This window comes from Solihabitans fulvus, from assembly GCF_008386585.1.
In the GTDB taxonomy this organism is placed as follows: Bacteria; Actinomycetota; Actinomycetes; order Mycobacteriales; family Pseudonocardiaceae; genus Solihabitans; species Solihabitans fulvus.
On the sequence record NZ_VUOB01000042.1, the window covers coordinates 404 to 17,767 of the forward strand.

At 69.8% G+C, this 17,364-nt stretch carries 19 protein-coding genes and 1 pseudogene; 8 read left to right on the forward strand and 12 right to left on the reverse strand.

From position 1 onward, the window contains the following. Window positions 1-237 precede the first annotated feature (237 nt). A complete protein-coding gene (locus F0L68_RS23850) occupies window positions 238-1,056 on the forward strand; it encodes a Tat pathway signal sequence domain protein (protein WP_149851974.1) in 819 nt (272 codons plus the stop codon). 90 nt (window positions 1,057-1,146) lie between these two features. Beyond that, window positions 1,147-2,172: a D-cysteine desulfhydrase family protein gene (locus F0L68_RS23855; RefSeq protein ID WP_149851976.1), complete on the forward strand. Its 1,026-nt coding sequence runs from the start codon at window positions 1,147-1,149 to the stop codon at window positions 2,170-2,172. Here the strand turns inward: F0L68_RS23855 and F0L68_RS42590 are convergent. Then, window positions 2,139-2,885, reverse strand: a complete 747-nt coding sequence (locus F0L68_RS42590; protein ID WP_188316778.1) for a TMEM175 family protein — start codon at window positions 2,883-2,885, stop codon at window positions 2,139-2,141. The two genes, F0L68_RS23855 and F0L68_RS42590, sit on opposite strands and share 34 nt — an antisense overlap. Window positions 2,886-3,035: 150 nt before the next feature. Between F0L68_RS42590 and F0L68_RS42595 the strand changes: the two genes are divergently transcribed. Continuing rightward, entirely contained in the window at window positions 3,036-3,431 is a 396-nt protein-coding gene (locus F0L68_RS42595) for a YciI family protein (RefSeq protein WP_188316779.1), read from the forward strand. A 95-nt stretch (window positions 3,432-3,526) separates the two neighbouring features. Further along, window positions 3,527-4,150: an alpha-ketoglutarate-dependent dioxygenase AlkB gene (locus tag F0L68_RS23865; protein ID WP_149851979.1), complete on the forward strand. Its 624-nt coding sequence runs from the start codon at window positions 3,527-3,529 to the stop codon at window positions 4,148-4,150. 89 nt (window positions 4,151-4,239) lie between these two features. Here F0L68_RS23865 and F0L68_RS23870 read toward each other — a convergent pair whose 3' ends face one another. The 3 genes from F0L68_RS23870 to F0L68_RS23880 are packed head-to-tail and all read right to left on the reverse strand — an operon-like array spanning window position 4,240 to window position 6,139. Continuing rightward, complete coding sequence (locus tag F0L68_RS23870; protein ID WP_149851981.1) at window positions 4,240-4,923, reverse strand: VC0807 family protein; 684 nt, start codon at window positions 4,921-4,923, stop codon at window positions 4,240-4,242. Next, window positions 4,920-5,540, reverse strand: coding sequence for a TetR/AcrR family transcriptional regulator (locus F0L68_RS23875; RefSeq protein WP_223199080.1), 621 nt, complete (start codon window positions 5,538-5,540; stop codon window positions 4,920-4,922). The genes F0L68_RS23870 and F0L68_RS23875 overlap by 4 nt, the downstream gene beginning before the upstream one ends. Window positions 5,541-5,587: 47 nt before the next feature. Further along, a complete protein-coding gene (locus tag F0L68_RS23880) occupies window positions 5,588-6,139 on the reverse strand; it encodes a carboxymuconolactone decarboxylase family protein (protein ID WP_223199095.1) in 552 nt (183 codons plus the stop codon). 265 nt (window positions 6,140-6,404) lie between these two features. Between F0L68_RS23880 and F0L68_RS23885 the strand changes: the two genes are divergently transcribed. After that, on the forward strand, window positions 6,405-6,926 hold the full coding sequence (locus F0L68_RS23885; protein ID WP_149851984.1) for an ATP-binding protein: 522 nt from the start codon (window positions 6,405-6,407) through the stop codon (window positions 6,924-6,926). On the opposite strand, the gene F0L68_RS23890 is transcribed toward F0L68_RS23885, so the two are convergent. From F0L68_RS23890 to F0L68_RS23900, 3 genes are read right to left on the reverse strand one after another with little or no spacing between them, the layout of a single operon-like run. Beyond that, the gene (locus tag F0L68_RS23890; RefSeq protein WP_149851985.1) at window positions 6,923-8,365 is read right to left on the reverse strand and encodes an FAD-dependent monooxygenase; all 1,443 of its coding nucleotides are present in this window, start codon (window positions 8,363-8,365) and stop codon (window positions 6,923-6,925) included. The genes F0L68_RS23885 and F0L68_RS23890 overlap by 4 nt on opposite strands. Window positions 8,366-8,371: 6 nt before the next feature. After that, on the reverse strand, window positions 8,372-9,079 hold the full coding sequence (locus F0L68_RS23895) for a VC0807 family protein (protein WP_223199081.1): 708 nt from the start codon (window positions 9,077-9,079) through the stop codon (window positions 8,372-8,374). Continuing rightward, a complete protein-coding gene (locus tag F0L68_RS23900; protein WP_149851989.1) occupies window positions 9,076-9,717 on the reverse strand; it encodes a TetR family transcriptional regulator in 642 nt (213 codons plus the stop codon). The genes F0L68_RS23895 and F0L68_RS23900 overlap by 4 nt, the downstream gene beginning before the upstream one ends. Before the next feature lie 307 nt (window positions 9,718-10,024). Between F0L68_RS23900 and F0L68_RS43635 the strand changes: the two are divergent. After that, window positions 10,025-10,117 (forward strand): annotated as a pseudogene (locus tag F0L68_RS43635) (DNA-binding response regulator); the annotation flags it as partial. Here F0L68_RS43635 and F0L68_RS23910 read toward each other — a convergent pair. Continuing rightward, window positions 10,102-10,779, reverse strand: a complete 678-nt coding sequence (locus F0L68_RS23910; protein ID WP_149851990.1) for a class I SAM-dependent DNA methyltransferase — start codon at window positions 10,777-10,779, stop codon at window positions 10,102-10,104. The pseudogene F0L68_RS43635 and the gene F0L68_RS23910 overlap by 16 nt on opposite strands. Window positions 10,780-10,926: 147 nt before the next feature. Between F0L68_RS23910 and F0L68_RS23915 the strand changes: the two genes are divergently transcribed. Beyond that, window positions 10,927-12,027: a glycoside hydrolase family 88 protein gene (locus F0L68_RS23915; RefSeq protein ID WP_188316780.1), complete on the forward strand. Its 1,101-nt coding sequence runs from the start codon at window positions 10,927-10,929 to the stop codon at window positions 12,025-12,027. Window positions 12,028-12,078: 51 nt separating this feature from the next. On the opposite strand, the gene F0L68_RS23920 is transcribed toward F0L68_RS23915, so the two are convergent. From F0L68_RS23920 to F0L68_RS23935, 4 genes are all read right to left on the reverse strand, one after another. Beyond that, window positions 12,079-13,431 carry a M20/M25/M40 family metallo-hydrolase gene (locus F0L68_RS23920; RefSeq protein ID WP_149851994.1) on the reverse strand — a complete coding sequence of 451 codons (1,353 nt, stop codon included), beginning with the start codon at window positions 13,429-13,431 and terminating at the stop codon, window positions 12,079-12,081. Window positions 13,432-13,445: 14 nt separating this feature from the next. Further along, window positions 13,446-14,789 carry an anaerobic C4-dicarboxylate transporter family protein gene (locus tag F0L68_RS23925; RefSeq protein WP_149851996.1) on the reverse strand — a complete coding sequence of 448 codons (1,344 nt, stop codon included), beginning with the start codon at window positions 14,787-14,789 and terminating at the stop codon, window positions 13,446-13,448. A 324-nt stretch (window positions 14,790-15,113) separates the two neighbouring features. Then, a complete protein-coding gene (locus tag F0L68_RS23930; RefSeq protein ID WP_149851997.1) occupies window positions 15,114-15,674 on the reverse strand; it encodes a dihydrofolate reductase family protein in 561 nt (186 codons plus the stop codon). Between the two features lie 40 nt (window positions 15,675-15,714). Beyond that, on the reverse strand, window positions 15,715-16,893 hold the full coding sequence (locus F0L68_RS23935; RefSeq protein WP_149851999.1) for an MFS transporter: 1,179 nt from the start codon (window positions 16,891-16,893) through the stop codon (window positions 15,715-15,717). A gap of 98 nt (window positions 16,894-16,991) precedes the next feature. Between F0L68_RS23935 and F0L68_RS23940 the strand changes: the two genes are divergently transcribed. After that, complete coding sequence (locus F0L68_RS23940) at window positions 16,992-17,318, forward strand: ArsR/SmtB family transcription factor (protein ID WP_149852000.1); 327 nt, start codon at window positions 16,992-16,994, stop codon at window positions 17,316-17,318. Window positions 17,319-17,364 lie beyond the last annotated feature (46 nt).

Below are 17,364 nucleotides of genomic sequence, written 5' to 3' on the forward strand. Positions count from 1 at the left end.
GGCCCAATAAACACAGGTAGTCCAGAAACCGGGCAGGGAGCGAAGCGAGTCGCCGGCCAGAGCGTCCCCACCTGCCAAGCGGCCCTAACCGCCTCCACCCATCAAACGGCCAGAGCGTCATACCTATCGACACGACACAGTGGCGCACCACCCACACCGCGTGCTACAACCGTTTACACCGCCGCATCGTCCGATGTTCACCCCCTTGAACAGGGGTGTCACACGCAGGAGGACGTTGTGGATTCACTGTCACTGCGCCACATTCGCTGGCTCCCAGCCGTACTAGGCACCATCCTGCTGGGCAACACACTGCTAGCCAGCCCAACGCTCGCCACACCCCAGAACACCGCGCCCCAAAACACCGCATCCCAGAACGCCACACCACAAGCCCAATGGATTCAGCGTTGGAGTCCGCAAGCGGCCAAGGACGGTCTGGGCGCGTTCGAGGGCGTCGAGGACCACGGCAAGACCAAGGAGATCTACGTCCAGGGCAACAACTATCGGTTCGACATGCTCACGACCGACCGGGACGGCTCCGACCGGCAGCGCAACGAGGTCAAGGGCATGGTGACGGCCGGTCAGCAGCTCACCATCGGCAAGGGTGACACCTGGCGCTTCACCTATTCCATGTATATCCCGAGCACGCTGCGCGCGACCACCTCGTTCACGCACATCATGCAGATGAAGGAGCCTGGCCTCGGATCGGCTCCGATCGTCACGCTCGATCTGCGCAGGCGCGGCAGCGCTAGCTCGCTGGAGCTGGTCGTCAACAAGACGAACACGGTGGTGGGCGGCACCGATCTGCTGCCGCTCCAGAACAAGTGGATCTCCATCGACGTGTCGTTCCGCTACGACAACGCGCCAAACGGCACCGCGCACTTCATCGTCAACGATGGCACCAGAAACGTCGTCGACGCGCAGAAGTCCGGCGTGGACACCTGGCTGGCCGACCGAGTTCGCCCCAAGTGGGGCATCTACCGATCCATCAACGACAAGGCCGATCTGCTGAACACCTACCTCCTGCTGACCAACCTGAAGGCGTATCAGTTGAGCTGACGCCAGCAAGGAACACACCTCGGCCACTCCTGCCCACCGTTTCGTAGGCTGGCGGCGTAGCCCGTGTCGCCAGCCAGAAGGAGTGCCCCCATGTCACTCGACCTCGACCGGTTTCCGCGCGTCAAGCTCGGTACCTGGCCGACCCCACTCGAGGATGCGCCGAGGCTGAGCGAGGCGCTCGGCGGGCCAACGGTCCTGCTCAAGCGCGACGACGTGAACGGGCTCGGGGCCGGCGGCAACAAGCTGCGCAAGCTGGAGTTCCTGCTCGGCGCGGCGCTGGCGGACGGCGCGGACACGGTGGTCACCTTCGGCGCGTTGCAGACCAACCACGGCCGGCAGACCGCGGCCGCATGCGCCCGCCTCGGCCTGCGCTGCGAACTGGTGCTGACCGCGAAGGTGCCGCGCTCCGGCGAGGCGTACGAGCGCTCCGGCAACGTGGCGCTCGACCGCCTCTTCGGCGCGCGCGTGCACGTCTGCGCCAACGCGGACGAGACGGCCGCGACCTACCAGCGGCTGCTCGACGAGGCCGCGGCCGACGGCAGGACCGTGACGACCCTCCCGGTCGGCGGCTCGAACGGCCTCGGCACGCTCGGCTACGTCGCCGCTGCTATCGAGCTGGTCGGGCAGCTGACCGAGCGAGGCATCGAGTCGGCGCGCATCGTCGTGCCGCAGGGCAGCGGGGCGACGGTGGCCGGCCTCGCGCTCGGTACGGCGCTGCTCGGCTGGCCGGGCCGTGTCGAGGCGGCCAGCGTGTCCCACCCAGCCGACGAGGCGCGGGAGGAACTCGGCCGCCTGGCCAGCGACGCGGCGGCCCTGCTCGGCGTCGGCTCCCCGACCCCGAACGACTCCCCCGCCCTGAACGTCCGGGTGCAGGACGGCACCATCGGCCCCGGCTACGGCGTGCCGACCGAGGCCGTCTGGGCCGCGCTGCGGTTGTTCGCCTCGACCGAGGGGGTCGTGCTCGACCCCGTCTACACCGGGAAGGCCGCCGCCGCGCTGGTCGAGTGGGCTGGCCGGGGCGAGTTCGCGCGCGGCGAGCACGTGGTGTTCGTGCACACCGGCGGGCTGCCCGGCCTGTACGGCTACGCGCCCGAGCTGGTCGCCGCCTCGAGCTGAGTCGGTTTGCCGACCATGCCGAGCCTGCGGGTGATCCAGCGCGAGACGGGTCGCGCGAGGATCCCGACGACGGCCGTCACCGTCCACCACCACGGCGCGAAACCCGGGAACACCGTCAGCACAAGGATCACCAACCCGAACCCGACCGCCGCGTAGGCGGGGCCGAGCAGCAGCACGCCGAACCACCAGCCGCCCGAGCCCCGCCGCACGACGCCCTGACGCAGCGCGACGAACCCGATCACGGCCTGTACCAAGAAGATCACGGCGACGAGGCTCGCGTAGACCTTGATGGCCAGCGCCTCCGACTGGCCCTGGCCGAACCGCGACATGAGCGAGGTCGGGAAGGGCAGCACGGCCACCAGGCCGAGGAAAAGCAGGTTGAGCCAGGACACCGGCGAACTGATCCTGCGCAGCAGCCGGAACTGGCGGTGGTGCCCGACCCAGAGGATCGCGATGACGAGATACCCGATCACGTACGCCTGCGCGGTGCCCCGAAACGCTTCGCTGGCAAGGAAGTCGCCGAGGTGGTCGCTGTCGAAGCTCTCTGGCACGCGCAGGTCGAGCGCGAGCAGCGTGCTGGCGATGGCGAACACGCCGTCGGACAGGGCGAACAGCCGTCCCGCGTCGACCTGGCGGCGGGCCGCCGCGGGCTCGGCGACGAAGTCGGCATCGGCGTCGGCGTGCTCGTCGCCTTCGGTGATCTCGTTGGACACCGCGTCATCCTGCTGGGCTGCGGCCCCCGAAGCAATCCACGCGGGCCAGGTATCGAAAAACCTTCGCCGACCATGTCGAGAAGCCGGATTCGGCTCCGACGTCTCTAATGAGAAGCGCCCGAGGGGCGCTGAGAGCACAGGGAGACCATCGTGAGGTACCTGCTGATGATCCACGGCAACCAGGAGGTCTGGGAGGGCGACGGCCTGCCGACCTGGTCCCGTGACGACGTCAAGACGATGATCGACTTCATGCGCGACCTGGACCGGGAGCTGACGGACTCCGGGGAGCTGGTGCGCGCAGAGGGGTTGAGCGGCCCCGCCGACGCCAGGACCGTGTACGCGCGGCCGGGCGAGGAGCCCCTGGTGACCGACGGCCCGTACGCGGAGGTCAAGGAGTTCCTGGCCGGTTTCTGGCTGGTGGAGGTGCCCACCGAGCAGCGGGCGTTCGAGATCGCCGCGCGGATCTCCGCGACGCCGGGGCCCGGCGGGGCGCCGGTGAACCAGCCTGTGGTGGTGCGCCCGATCGGCGAGCCGCCCAAGGTGTGAGGACTCGGCTCGTGCGCCCGCACCACCGAACGAGACCGTCGGTGGTGCGGGCATTCACTCGAACACCTGTTCGATCGACGGTGTAAGCTGCCGATGTGGACGTCGCGTTGCAGGGGTCGCTGCTGGACGGGGTCGAGGTCGGCATCGGGCCGCTCTCGCGCCTCCGGCGCACCGTGCTGCGCGACGGCGCGTGGATCGATGTGCTGCCCGGCTGGCTGCGCGGCGCGGACACCCTGTTCGAACGGCTCGTCACCGGAGTGCCGTGGCAGGCCGAGCGACGGCAGATGTACGACCGGGTGGTCGCGGTGCCGAGGCTGCTCGGCTTCTACCGCGAGGGCGACCGGCTGCCCGATCCGGTGCTGGACGACGCGATGTCCGCGCTGGGCCGGCACTACGCGCCGGAGCTTGGCGAGCCGTTCCGCACCGCCGGCCTGTGTTTCTACCGCGACGGCCGGGACAGCGTCGCCTGGCACGGCGACACCATCGGCCGGGGCGCCACCGAGGACACCATGGTTGCGATCGTCTCCGTCGGCGCGCCGCGCGCCCTGCTGCTGCGCCCAAGGGCCGGTGGGCCGACGATCCGGCATGCCCTCGGGCACGGCGACCTGATCGTGATGGGCGGCTCGTGCCAACGCACCTGGGAGCACGCGATACCCAAGACCGCCAGGCCCGTCGGCCCGCGCATCAGCATCCAGTTCCGGCCGCGCGGCGTCCGCTGACCGGCCACGCCGACGCCGTCCGGTCCCAAGCGCGTCCGCGAGATCGCGAACCCCGTGACCACCCGCTCCAGTCGGAGACCGGATCGCCATCAGTCCACAGTGGACGTTTCGAGGTTTCGCGTAATGGAGGCGTAGAGCGCCGACCGATCACCGAAGAGGCCGGCGATGACGTAGTAAATGTTGGTGATCACCATGACCGCCAACGAGGTCCCGACGTACAGGGCGGTACCCAGCGCGGGCACCGCGTCGACGGGCAGCGTGTAGGCCATGATCACCCTGAGCACGGCGTCCGCCAGCAGCGCCACCGCCCACAGCACGCTGGAGACCCGCCAGATCCGCCGGAAGCCCGGCACCAGCTCCCACAGCTCGTCCCAGGACAGGCCAGGCGGGCCGATCTTGACCCGCCGCTCCAACATGGGACGGCTGAACAGGAACGTCAGCGGGCGCCGCGCCCACACCGAGGCCCCGAACCACAGCCCGGTGACCCCGGTCGCCACCGCCTCCTTGGCCAGCAGGAACCTCTCGTCGCCCGCGACCAGCGAGACGGCGGCCGCCAGCAGCACCATGACGGTCATGTACACCGCCAGTCCGTCGAGGCGGCGCTGCCGCACCAGGCGGTACCCGGCGAACACCGCCGGGACGGCCGCCGTGATCAGCAGCGTGAGGTACACGCTGACGCCGACCGCGCGGAGCACGTAGTAGAGGGCGAGCGGCAGCACGAGATCGCCGAGCACGCGCAGCACGGCGCGGGCTCTCGTCCGCCGGGCGGTCACCCCTGGCTCCTGGTCGCGAGGTCGAACAGCGTCACCAGTTCCTCGGCGTAGCCGCGCAGGTCGAGGTCCGGTTTGGTCTGGAGCAGGAACGGCAGCCCGTCCACCGAACGCTGGATGGTCGCCGCCATGACGAACGTGTCGAACTCGCGGAACTCGCCGCTGGCCTGCCCGGCGCGCAGGATCTCCTGCACGTGCCCGAGCGCGTCGCGGTCGCTGGCCGCGTCGTAGCTGCGGCCGCCGTCCTCGGCGCGGAAGTCGAGGAACACCGCCATCAGCGCCCGCATCTGCGTCGGGTGGCCCGCGATGAACTCGACCACGCCGCTGAGGTAGGCCCGCAGCGCGCCCCTGGCGTCCGTCTGGCCGGCCATCCGCTCCGCCATGAACTGCGCAATGGCGGAGTACACGTCGGCGACGACCGCGCCGATGAGGTCGTCCTTGCCGGCGAAGTGATACGAGATCAGCCGCGTGCTGCTCAGGCCGGCGCGCTCGGCGATCCGACTGAAGGACGCCTGCGCGTACCCCAACTCGGCGATGGTCTCGATGGTCGCGGCCACGATCTGAGCGCGCCGCGCCGCCGAGGTCACCGACAGCCCGTCCCCATCCCCAGTTACTGGCATGAGTAAAAATTAACTCAACCAGGTAAGAAGCGCAACGGTCTCCGCGCTCAAGCGGCGTGCTCGTGCCAGGCGAACGCCTCCAGCTGCGAGTCCAACGGGGCGCCGGTCATCCGGTTGGCCAGCGTGGAGATGGTGTAGGCACCGATGCCCAGCACGACCTCCAGCGCGTTCTGGGTCGTGTAGCCGTGGGCGAGGAAGGCCCTGAGCACGTCGTTGTCGACCGCGCCCGCACTCTCGACGACGGCGATGGTGAACACCCGGATCGCCTCCAGCCGCTCGTCGACCAGCGGCCGGCCGTCGCGCAGCGCGGTGATGAGGTCCGCGTCCGCGTCGAGCTTGGTGAGCTTCCCGGTGTGCATGGCGACGCAGACGTGGCAGCCGTTGCGGGTCGCCATCGTGAGGATCAGGACCTCGCGGGCGAGGACGTCCAGGGTCGTCGACTCGAACAGCGCGCTGGCCTTCAGGAAGCCCTCGAGCAGCTGCGGGGACGGCGCCATGCGCGCGACCGGCGAAGGCAGGTAGCCCAGGTTCTTGGCGACGGCCTCCATCGACCGACGGGCGGCGGGCGGGGCCGACTCGACGGTGTGCTCGACGAACAGGTTCTCCGACAGGTTTTCCGACATGACGCTCCTTGCTCGTGGGCCGCCCTCGTGAGGCGCGGCCGGAAACTCGACAACCCGATTGACCATAACCGTAAACGAGGTTGTCGAACTTGGCAACAGCTCTTCCACGAACGTGTGACGGTCACGTGATTTTGCGACGATTCAACGCAGCTGAGCGTTCACAGGCCACCCGTGCAGGTGGCAAGATGCGGCATTCGGGTGACGCTTGGGCGCGCCCAGCGCGGTGGCAGGAAGGACCCAGGTGGACTCCCACACAGCACAGGTCGACGACCTACGCCTCGTCGCGCTGCCCAACGCGGTGAGCTGCGCCGACATGTTCGTCCGGTTCTCGCTCGCCGAGTGGTCGCTGCGTCTGATGCAGGACGAGGCCATTTACGTGACGTGCCATCTGGTCGCCGCGGTGGTGGACCACAGCGACCCGCGCGCGCCGGGCTTCATCACCGTGCGGCTGCGGCTGCGCGGCGACTGCCTGGTGATCGAGGTCGAGGACGACCATCCGTCGCCGACCATCCCCTCCCCCGTGCTCAACGGCCGGCGGGCCGGCGTGCTGCCGGTGCGGGGACGGGGCACGCTCGTCTGGTGCGAGCTGCCGCTGCCCGCACACCTGACCGCCGCGGCGGTGCCGCTGCCCCAGCGCGAGCCCCGGCGGTCGCCGGCCGCCGAGGCCGAGCGGCTGGCCGGCGAGCCGACCGGCGTCGACCCCGCGATCATGGAGCGCATCCTCTACGGCCTGAGCCGCCCAGCGGGCCATTCGCTGGACTAGGGCGTGACCTGGCGCGCCTGGCCGAACCAGCGGGTCAGCGCCGCGCGGAGTCCGTCGTCCACCTCGGGTCCCACCCAGCAGACGTGGCCGTCCGGACGGACCAACACGGCGTCCGCGCCCTCGGCGTGCGCACCGTCCACGACCGCGTGGTCGACGCGGTCCCGCCACGGCCGCGCCGCATCGCCGAACTCGGGGCGGGGCACCAGAAACAGCCCCCGCCCGGTCGGCAGGTCGATCGCCGGCAGCCGGGATCCGAGCAGTGGGTGCACGGGTGCGTCTGGCATCGGATAGCGGATGTCGAGGCCCGAGATCATGCCGGCGATCCGACGGTTGGCCTCTGGCCCCGTCAGAAGATCGGCCAGGAGCGCCCGCATGGCAAGGACATCCGGGTCCGGAATCATCAGCAGGCCCTGTGCCCTGGTGTTCCGCAACACCGCGGCCCCAACGGGATGCCGCTCGTCGTGGTAGCTGTCCAGCAGCCCGGCCGGGGCCGCGCCCCGCACTTCGGCGGCGAGCTTCCAGCCGAGGTTGAACGCGTCCTGCATACCCAGGTTCAGGCCCTGCCCGCCGGCCGGGAGGTGGATGTGCGCGGCGTCCCCGGCCAGCAGCACCCGGCCCGACCGGTACCGCTCGACCTGCCTGGAGGCGTCGGTGAACCGCGACGCCCAGCGGATCTCGCGCAGCTCCGGTTCGCCGTCCTCGGCCCGCCGCAGCGCCGCGCGGACCTCGTCCTCGGTGACCGGGGCGTCCCGGTCGACGCCCTGTTGGCCCGGCCCGCCGAACAGGATCCGGTGCACCCCGTCGCCCAGCGGCAGCAGGAAGATCGAGCCGCCTTCGTGTGGTTCGAAGGTCGGCAGCCGCCACTCGCCGTCCGTGTCTCCGTTGCGCAGCACCACATCCGCGACCACCATGGACACCCGACCGCCCCGGCCGGGGAACCCGACACCGAGGTGCTTGCGCACCACGCTGCGTCCGCCGTCCGCGCCGACCAGATACGCGGCGCGCAGGTCCCGCACGCCGGCCGGGCCGGCGACCGTCACGGTGACCCCGTCCGCGTCCTGGCGGAACCCGGTCAGCTCGTGCCCGCGCAGCACCGGGACGCCGAACTCGGCGAGGTGACTCTCGAGGAACTCCTCGACGCGGGCCTGCGGAATGCCTACCTGGTAAGGAAAGCGAGTGTCGAGGGCCCGATAGTCCAGTGGCGTCCCGCTGAAGTGTCCTGCCGGCAGCGTGGTGACCGCCCGATCCATGATCGGATCGAGCCAGCCGCGCAGGTCCAGCACCTCGGCGGTGCGCGGCTGGAGGTTCAGCGCCTTGGACTGCCCGGTCCGTACCGGTTGCCGTTCGAGCACGACGACGCGGACGCCGGCCAGGCCGAGTTCGTTGGCGAGCAGCAGCCCGGTTGGGCCGCCGCCGGCCACGATGACGTCGAAGTCCATATCCCGCTACACCTTCAGCCCGTGCCGCGTGACGTACCTCATGTGGAAGACGAGCAGCCCGGCCAGCACCGCCAGCCACTGGGCGGTGCTCACCGCGGGGACGGCGTCGACGGGCAGCGTGTAAGCCAGCACGACGCGAACCCCGGCGTCCAGCGTGAAACCCGCTCCCCACACCGCGGTGATCACTCTGATATGCCGGCGGAACGCGGGTTCGCGGTCCCACCGGGACTCCCATTCGACCGCGCCGGCCTCGCCGATCTTCGCGACGACGACGGACCGCGCGGCGACCAGCATGAACGGTCGCCGGGTCGCCAGCGTGCCGAGCAGCCACAGGCCGAGCACGCCGCCGAGCCAGCTGTCCCTGATCAGCAGCACCCTCGGGTCGCCGGTGACCATGGACATCAGCGCGCCGATCAGCATGATGCTCAGCGTGAACACGCCGAGTACCTCGACCTTGCGCTGTTTGACCATGCCGTGCACGAGCCACGGCACGATCAGCAGGCCGCCCGCCGCGACCGCCAGCCACTCGCTCGCGCCCGCGGCGCGCAGGCCGTAGTAACCGGCCAACGGCACGCCTAACTCGAAGACGAGCTGCCGCGCCAGGTGCTTGCGCATCGCGGCCGTCTTCCGTTGCCGCTCAAGCCTTTCCGCATCCGTCATTGCCTGGTCCGCCTCGATCCGCTTCCCCTGCCGCACCACAGCTGTCCCCCTCATGTCGTGTTCCGTGTCGCGCGGTCGAAGAGGTCCGCGAGTTCCCTGCCGTTGGCCACGAGGTCGAGATCCGGATCCGTTCGCGCGCGCCCGACCACCTCGTCGATGGCGCCCCGGATGGCGTGCACCATGACCGTCACGTCGAACTCCCGGAACTCGCCGGTGCGCTGGGCGTCGCGCATGCGCTCCGCCTGAAAGCTCATGATCGAGTCCATCGAGGCCGCGTAGCCGAACTGGTCGGGGCCCTCGTCCCGGAGGTTGGCCAGCACCTCGACCAGGGCCGCCAGGTGCTTCGGGAAGTCGATCAGCAGCGCGATGTTGGACTCGATGTAGGTCCGCAGCCGGGCGGACGCGTTCGGCTGGGCCTCGATCCTCGGCCGCAGGTGCTCGTCGGCGACGCGCATGACCTCGGCGACGACCGCGCGCATCAGGTCGTCCTTGCCGGCGAAGTGGTAGGAGATCATCCCGGTGCTGCTCAGCCCCGCCTGTTTCGCGATCTTCGCGAACGACGTCTTGGCGTAGCCGAGGTCGGCGATGACCGCGATGGCGGCGTCCACGATCTGCGCCCGGCGGGCGGACTCGGTGAACGTCCTGCGGGGCGGCCCGGCGTCTTGCTCGGTCGAACTGTTTCTTGCTCGCATGAGCAAAACATACCGCGTCTTGCTCAAGTGAGCAAGACTTGGGTCGAGTGAGCAAGATGCGAGCCGCCGAACGACACCGCCCGACGCTGCTCGGCGAGATCCTGTGGACCACGCTCGGCTCGGCCGTCGGCTCGACGGTCATGTACTACCTCGGCGCGCTGCTCGGGCGGGATCGCCTGCGCAGGATGGGCGTCGAGCGGCTTCTCCTTCGGGCCGGGCGACACCAGCGGCGTCGGCATCAGGATCGCGTTCGCCGCAGTCGGCCTCGTGCTGCTGTACCTGGCCGTGTGGGGGCTCGTCGGCGTCGCACATCAACACGATCTTCGACAAGCTCGAACTCGGCGGCACGACCGGCTACAGCCGCCGCGTCCTGGCCATCCTGCGCTACCTAGGCTCCTGATCCGGCGAGGACACCTCCGGCTTGCGAACCAACAGGTGGGCCTGCTGGAACCGCTCGCCCTCGCGCGGCTCGCGCAGCAACCGGGCGACCTCGACGAACCCGGCCTGGCGCAACAGTTCCGCGAGCCTGTCCGGCGACCATCGATAGGCGAGCGAGACCTTGTGGTCGAACTCCTGCGGCAGCGGATCGTCACCGGCGAAGAACCCGAGCAGCAGGTGACCGCCCGGCGCCAGCACCCTGCGGAACTCGGCCAACACGACCGGCAGTTGCTCCGGTCGAGTGTGGATGACGGAGTAGAGCGCGAGAATGCCGCCAAGAACTCCGTCGTCGAGGTCCAGCGCGGTCATCGACCCCTCGTCGAACCGCAGGTCCGGATTAGCCCGGCGGGCCAGGGCAACCATCTCGGAGGACAGGTCGATGCCGAAGGTGGTCGGCCCGAGCCCGTGCAGGTGTGCCGTCACATGACCTGGGCCGCAGCCGATGTCGGCGACCGGCCCGGCGTCGTGGGCCTGCACGAGTTCGGCGAACACTGCCAGCAGCGCACGTTCCAGCGGTAGGACCTCGAGCACGTCGCTGAAGAGCTCGGCGTAGAGGGACGCAACGGCGTCGTAGGCAGCCCTGGTTTCGTGCAGAGCGGATGGCTGGGTCACGACGAAGATCATGCTCGCACGCAGCTCGCCTGGCGCACCGACCCAGCTGGCCGGTAACCGTTGACGGCCGGACGGGCACGGTGTAAACGTTTGTGAGGAAGTTTCAGTGAGCCTGCCGCCGCCGCTCTTCGTCAGTCCTGACGTACGTAGGAGGCAGTGGTGGCAACACTCTCCCGACCAAGACTCGCGATCACCGTCCTGGCGTTGCTTGCCGGGCTCGCGCCCGGCGTGCGAGCGGTGCCTGGTGCGCAGGCGGCGCCCGCGGCCTGCGCCGACCTCGCGCCGATCCGGCTCGCGGCCGACCACTGGATCGCTGGGCACGGCAGCGCGACCGACTCCACCTGGTTCAACGCGCTGTTCATCAAGGGCGACATCGAGACCTACCGGCGCACCGGCGACAGCAAGTACCTGAGCTACGCCACGGCCTGGGCCAACCACAACAACTGGAAGCTGCCGACCAACGCACCCAACTACGACGGGCCGGAGGCCAGCCAGGAGTATCTGGACCTCTACGACCTCGATCCGGCGCACCCCGCCAGGGACATCGCCGACGCACAGGCGTACGTCACCAAGCAGACCGCCAGGGTGCAGGGCGGCAAGGTCAGCGATCTGTCCTATGTGGACGCAGTCCGGCTCGGCGCGCTGTCGGCCTTCGCCCGCCTCGGCGTGCCCAACCACAACCAGGCGGAGATCGACGCCATGGCGAAGATGTTCGCCTACACCGAAGCGCACATCTACGATCGCGCCGCCGCGCTGTGGTGGCGCGACTCCCGGTGGGTCGGCACCACCCAGCACTGGTCCCGGGGCAACGGCTGGATCGTGACCGCGCTGACCGACACCGTCGCGGCGCTGCCGGCCGGCGACCCCAACCGCGCCCACTACGTCAGCCTGCTCCAGGCCATGTTCGCGAAGCTGAAGGCCACCCAGCAGGCCGGCGGCTACTGGACGGCCGACGTCGACCACCCGTCCGCCTATCCCGCCCCGGAGTCCAGCGGCACCTCCATGTACACCTACGGTCTCGCCAGGGGCATCCAGCTCGGCTACCTCGACGCGGCGACCTACACGCCCGTGGCGCAGCGCTCCTGGGCCTGGCTGCGCGACACCGCCCTGCACGCCAACGGGGTGGTCGGCTACGTGCAGGGTCCCGCGTCGCATCCCTCGCAGTACCAACCGATCAGCCCGACGGCCACCAGCAACTACGGCGTCGGCGCGTTCCTGATGGCCGGCGTGGAGGCGTCGAAGTTCACCCCGGGCTGCTGACCGGACCCGGAACGCCCGACGCGGGGCGGCTTTCCTGCCAGGACAGACGGTTCAGTTCGCCGCCGCGTCGGCAAGGTACTGGAGCGTGAGCACCTGCGCCAGCGCCATCCGCTCGACCTCGGCCGGGTCGACGCTCTCGTCGGGCGCGTGGATCCTGGCGTGCGCCAGATCCTCCGCGCCCCACAGGATCACCTCGGCCTTCGGCGCGGCCCGCTTCAGCGTCGCGACCAACGGAATCGACCCGCCAGACCCGATCGTCCCCGAAGGACGGCCGAACGCCGCGCCCAGCGCACGCTGGGCAGCGGCGATCACCGGTCCGGACATATCAACCTCGAAGGGATGGCCCGCCTTGACCTTCGTCACCTCGACATCGACATTCCACGGCGCGGCCCGCCGCAGATGATCCATCAGCAGATCGAGCTCGCGGTCCGCATCGGCTCCGGGGACGATGCGCATGGAGATCTTCGCGGTGGCCTCGGGAACAAGCACGTTCGCCGCCTCCGCCACGGAAGGCGCGTCAATGCCGATCACGCTCACCGCCGGCTTCGACCACAGCCGCGAGGCGACCGTGCCGGTGCCGATCAGCTCGACACCGGGCAGCAGTCCCGCGCTGCTCCTGAAGTCCTCGGCGGGAAAGTCTCCGTCGGACCACGGATAGCTGCGCACCCCGGCCACCGCCACATCGCCCGCCTCATCGTGCAGCGTGGCCAGGATCCTGGCCAGCGCGGTCAACGCGTCGGGAGCGGGCCCGCCGAACAACCCGGAGTGCACCGCCGAGCCGAGGGTGCGGACCCGCACGGTGGCCGACACGTCGCCGCGCAGCGCGGTGGTCAGCGCGGGCTCCCCCACGGTGACGTTGCCCATGTCGGCGATGACGAACGCGTCGCACCGCACCAGTTCCGGGTTCGCCTCGACGAACTCCTCCAGGTGGCTGATCGTCTCCTCCTCGCCCTCGATCAGGATCCTGATGCCGACCGGCGGCGCGCCCTCGAACGCGCGCAGCGTCGCCGCGTGGATGGCGATGCCGCTCTTGTCGTCGGCCACTCCCCTGCCGTACATGCGGCCGTCGTCCTTGGTCACCGCCGTCCACGGATCGCTGTGCCAGCCCTGTTCCTTCGGCGCGGGCTGCACGTCGTAGTGCCCGTACAGCAACACCGTCGGAGCGCCGAGTGGCCCCTTGATGTCGGCGTAGACGGCCGGGTAGCCGCCGGGGATCTCCAGCAGCCGCGCGTCGTCCGCGCCGCAGCGCCGCAGCAGGTCGACGGTCGCGTCGGCCATCCGGTGCACCGGTTCGGCCGGGAATCCGGGAAACGCGACCGACGCGTGTCCGACGAGCGCGCCGAGTTCGCCGATGATCTCCGGCATCATCGCCGACACCCGGTCGCGCGCCGTTGCCTCGTCCATGGGTGATCCTTCCGTCAGACAAAGCGGGATATGACCAGTCCTACCGCCGAGGAGGCCACCCAGGACACCAGCATCGGGATGGTGAAGGAGTGATAGACCACCGCGCGGCCGAGTCGAGTGCTGCCGGTCTTGTCGATGTTGACCGCGGCGATCTGCGCGCCGTTGGCCGGGAACAGCCAGACGCCGATCAGCGAGGGCCACAGCGCGGTGACGGTCGCCGCGCCAAGCGGCCCGAGGCCGAGCGGCACGATGGTGCGGGTGGCGGCCGACTGGCTGGTGGTCACGCCGGTGACGAGGAACAGCGCGACGGCCAGCAGCAGCGGATGCGCCTGCACCAGTTGGCCCAGCGGTCGCACGATCGAGTCCTGGTTGCCGGAGATGAACGTGTCGGCCATCCAGGCGATGCCGAACAGCGCGACGGACGCGACGATGCCCGAGGCGGTCAGCGGCTGCGCGATCACCGACTCCGGCTTGATCCGGTTCCACAGCAGGATGACCAGCGCCGTGCTGAACATGATCAGCTCGATGCACACGGTCATCGACAGCCGTTGGTCCTGGCCGCCGATCGTGACCATCGGCCGCAGCCGGTCGACCAGCCCGAGGACGACGATCAACACCACGGCGACCAGGAAGACGTAGGCGCTGCGCGCCGCCCCGTTGGGCAGTGGCGGCCTAGTGTCGTCGGCGGGCTCGTCACCGGTCGCGGCGGCGGGAACGGGTTCGACCAGCCCTTCCCTGACACGGCGCTGGAACTCGGGGTCGTCGGTCAGCTCGCGGCCGATCCTGGACTGCACCACGGACGTCACCACGCACGCGACGAGCGCGGCCGGCACCGTGATGGTGAGGATCTTGGCCAGCGTGAAGTCCTTGGGCAGCAACGTGACGTAGGCGGCCATCGCGGCGGACACCGGGCTCGCGGTGATGCCAAGCCCCGAGGTGACGGTGGCCGCCGCGAGCGGCCGTTCCGGCCGGATCCCGTTGCGGTAGGCGGTTTCGTAGATGACCGGGATGAGCGTGAAGAAGATGTTCGAGGTGCCGGCGCCCATCGTGAACACGAACGCCACCAGCGGGGCGACGTAGGTGATCCGCCTGGGGTTTCGGCGGATGATCCTGGACGCGACCCCGACCAGGAAGTCCGTGCCGCCGGCCGCCTGCATGGTCGCGGACGCCGTGATGACGGCGACGATGATGAAGAACGCGTCGGTCGGCGGACTGCCAGGGTTCAGGCCGAAGCCGAACACCAGCACCGCGGTGCCCGCAATCCCCCAGAGCCCAAGCCCGATCCCCCCGGTATGCACGCCAAGCCCGATAGCGGCGAGCACAACAAGCGCCTCGGCCACCACCAGCAGCGCGTGCATCCATCCTCCTTCGCCCACCCGCGACCCACCGTCCAGCTTCACCGCCAGACCCAAAACCCGCACGTCGAGCCCCACCCGATCGAGGGACACCGTCACTCGAACACGGCGCAGTGCGCGCAAGTCCCACACCTACGCCCCGCGCCCCACACTCAGCGCTCAGCGCTCGCTTTTTCACTTCGTGACGGTGCGGGGCGTGCGAGTTCGCCGTCGGNNGCGAAGCGAGGCCCAAAAACACAGGTAGCTCAGAAACCGGGCAGCGAGCGAAGCGAGTCGCCGGCCAGAGCGTCGTACTCACCTATCAAACGGCCAGAGCGCCCCCACCTATCAAACGGCCGGGGCGTCAGGCCGGTACCGCAGGTTCACGACCTCCACCGGGTCGACTTCGCCGACTCGACGGAGCCGGATCGGCACACCGTCAGCGTTGTCGTACAACCGAATGCCCTCGCCGAGCAGGACCGGCGCGATGTGCAGGTCGATCTCATCGATCAGTCCCAGTTCGAGAAGCTGCCGGCCGATGGTCGGCGAGAACACCTCGACGTTCTTGCCGCCGGCCGCCGCCAACGCGATCCGGACCGCCTCGGCCGGGTCACAGTTGAGGAACGTGACCCCGTCGACGGGCTCCGCGTCCTCGGGATGGTGGGTGAGCACGAAGAGCGGCCCGGTCCAGGCACCCCCGTACGGCTTGTGGCCCGCAAGATCCCAACCGGCTCGACCGCCCAGCACGGCACCGGTTGTCTCGACGTACTCGCCGATCAGGCCAGGGCGAACCGAGAATCCGGTCATCCAGTCCATACTGTGGTTCGGCCCCGCCACGAAACCGTCCAGCGACATCGTGAAGTGCCAGAGCACCTTCCCGGCTGCGGTCTGCGGTTCCCAGTCCGTCATCGCGTCCCCCTCAATCGTTAAGTCTGTGCCGCAGGATGGACTATTCCCTGCCACCGCGCCAGGTCAGCACTGCCGCGAGCAGAGTGCACACGGCGGCGACCGGTGCCAGCCAGACCGCGCCGAACGCGGTGAGCCCGGCCGCGCCGAGCACGCTGGCCAGCGAGATCGCCAGGTACAGCGAGGACTGGTAAAGCGAGATGACCAGCGAGCGCGATTCTGGTGCGAGCGCGATGATCTGGTGCTGCTGCGGAGTGGTGACAGAGAAGGAGAACAGCCCGGTCACCGCGATCGCGGGCAGCGCCGCCGCGAACGTCCCCCGCACCGAGGGAAGGACCAGGAACACAACCGTCAGCAGCAGCGTCGCCGCGAGGATCACCCTGCGCGGCCCGAGCCGATCGGCCAGGTGCCCCGCGAGGAAGTTCCCGACGGTGCCGGCGACGCCGTACAGCAGGATCAGCAGCGCGAGCCGGTCGCCGTCCCCGCCGGTCGCGTCGGCGAAGATGGCGCTGAGATACGTATAGGGAACATAAATCCCGGTGAACACCACCACGGTACCAACCAGGACCCGCAGCACGCGGCGGTCGCCGAGCGGCAAAAGTCGTTGCCGCAGGCCAACTCTGCCGCTGCCGCCAACCTCGGGCAGCCGAAGCGCGATGAACGGCCCAGCAACCAGCGCAAGCGCCGTAACGAACCACATGGTGGCCCACCAGCCCCAGGCCGCGCCGATCGCGGTGCCCAGTGGCGCGCCGAGCACCAGCGAGGACGTCAGCCCGAGCATGACGATGGCGATCGCGCGGCCGTGCTGCCGGTCGCCGGCGAGGGCGGCCGCCGTTGAGCTGGCGTTCGCCGTGTACAGCGCGGCTCCCGCAGCCGCGACGACCCTGGACGCGAGCACCAGCCCGTAGCCCGGGGTGAGCGCGGTGACCACGTTGCCGAGCGCGAACACCCCGAGGGCGGTGAGCAGCACGGCGCGGCGGGGCCAGCTCGCGGTGAGCGCCGCGAGCACGGGCGCGAGCACGGCGTAGGCGATGGAGAACACCGAGACGAGCTGGCCCGCTGCCGCGACGCCAACGTGCAGCTCGGCGCCGATGGACGGCAGGACGCCGGCGATGACGAAGGCGTCCGTGCCGACGGCGAAGGTCCCCAACGCCAGCACGGCCGCGTGCGGCCGCCAGCGCGTCTCGGCGGCCGGCGCGGTCGTGGTGTGCGTTCCGGTCATGCGCACCTCTTCCAATGATCATCGGAACTTACGAAGTTCATCGTAATAGAACTTCGACGAGTATCGTAAGAGAGGACGACCGTCGAAGGAGCCGAGGCATGACCGACACCACAGACACCTGGCTGCCGCAGCCCGACCTCACCGGGCTGGACGTCGGCGCGGTGCTACAGGCGTTGGCTGACCCCGTGCGGCGGCAGATCGTGCGCCTGCTCGACGAGTGCGGCGAGGCCACGTGCAGCTCCCTCGACCTGCCCGTGAAGGTGTCCACGGTGTCGCACCACATGAAGATCCTGAGGGAGAGCGGCGTGGTGTCGACCAGGCTGGACGGCACCGCCCGGCCGAGCCGGCTGCGCCGCGACGAGCTGGAGCGGCGGTTCCCCGGCCTGCTCGGCTCGATCATCAGCGCCACACCGCCGACGGCCTGAGCGCCGCAGCGCCCACGCCGCACGCCGCACGCCGCAGCGAATTTAT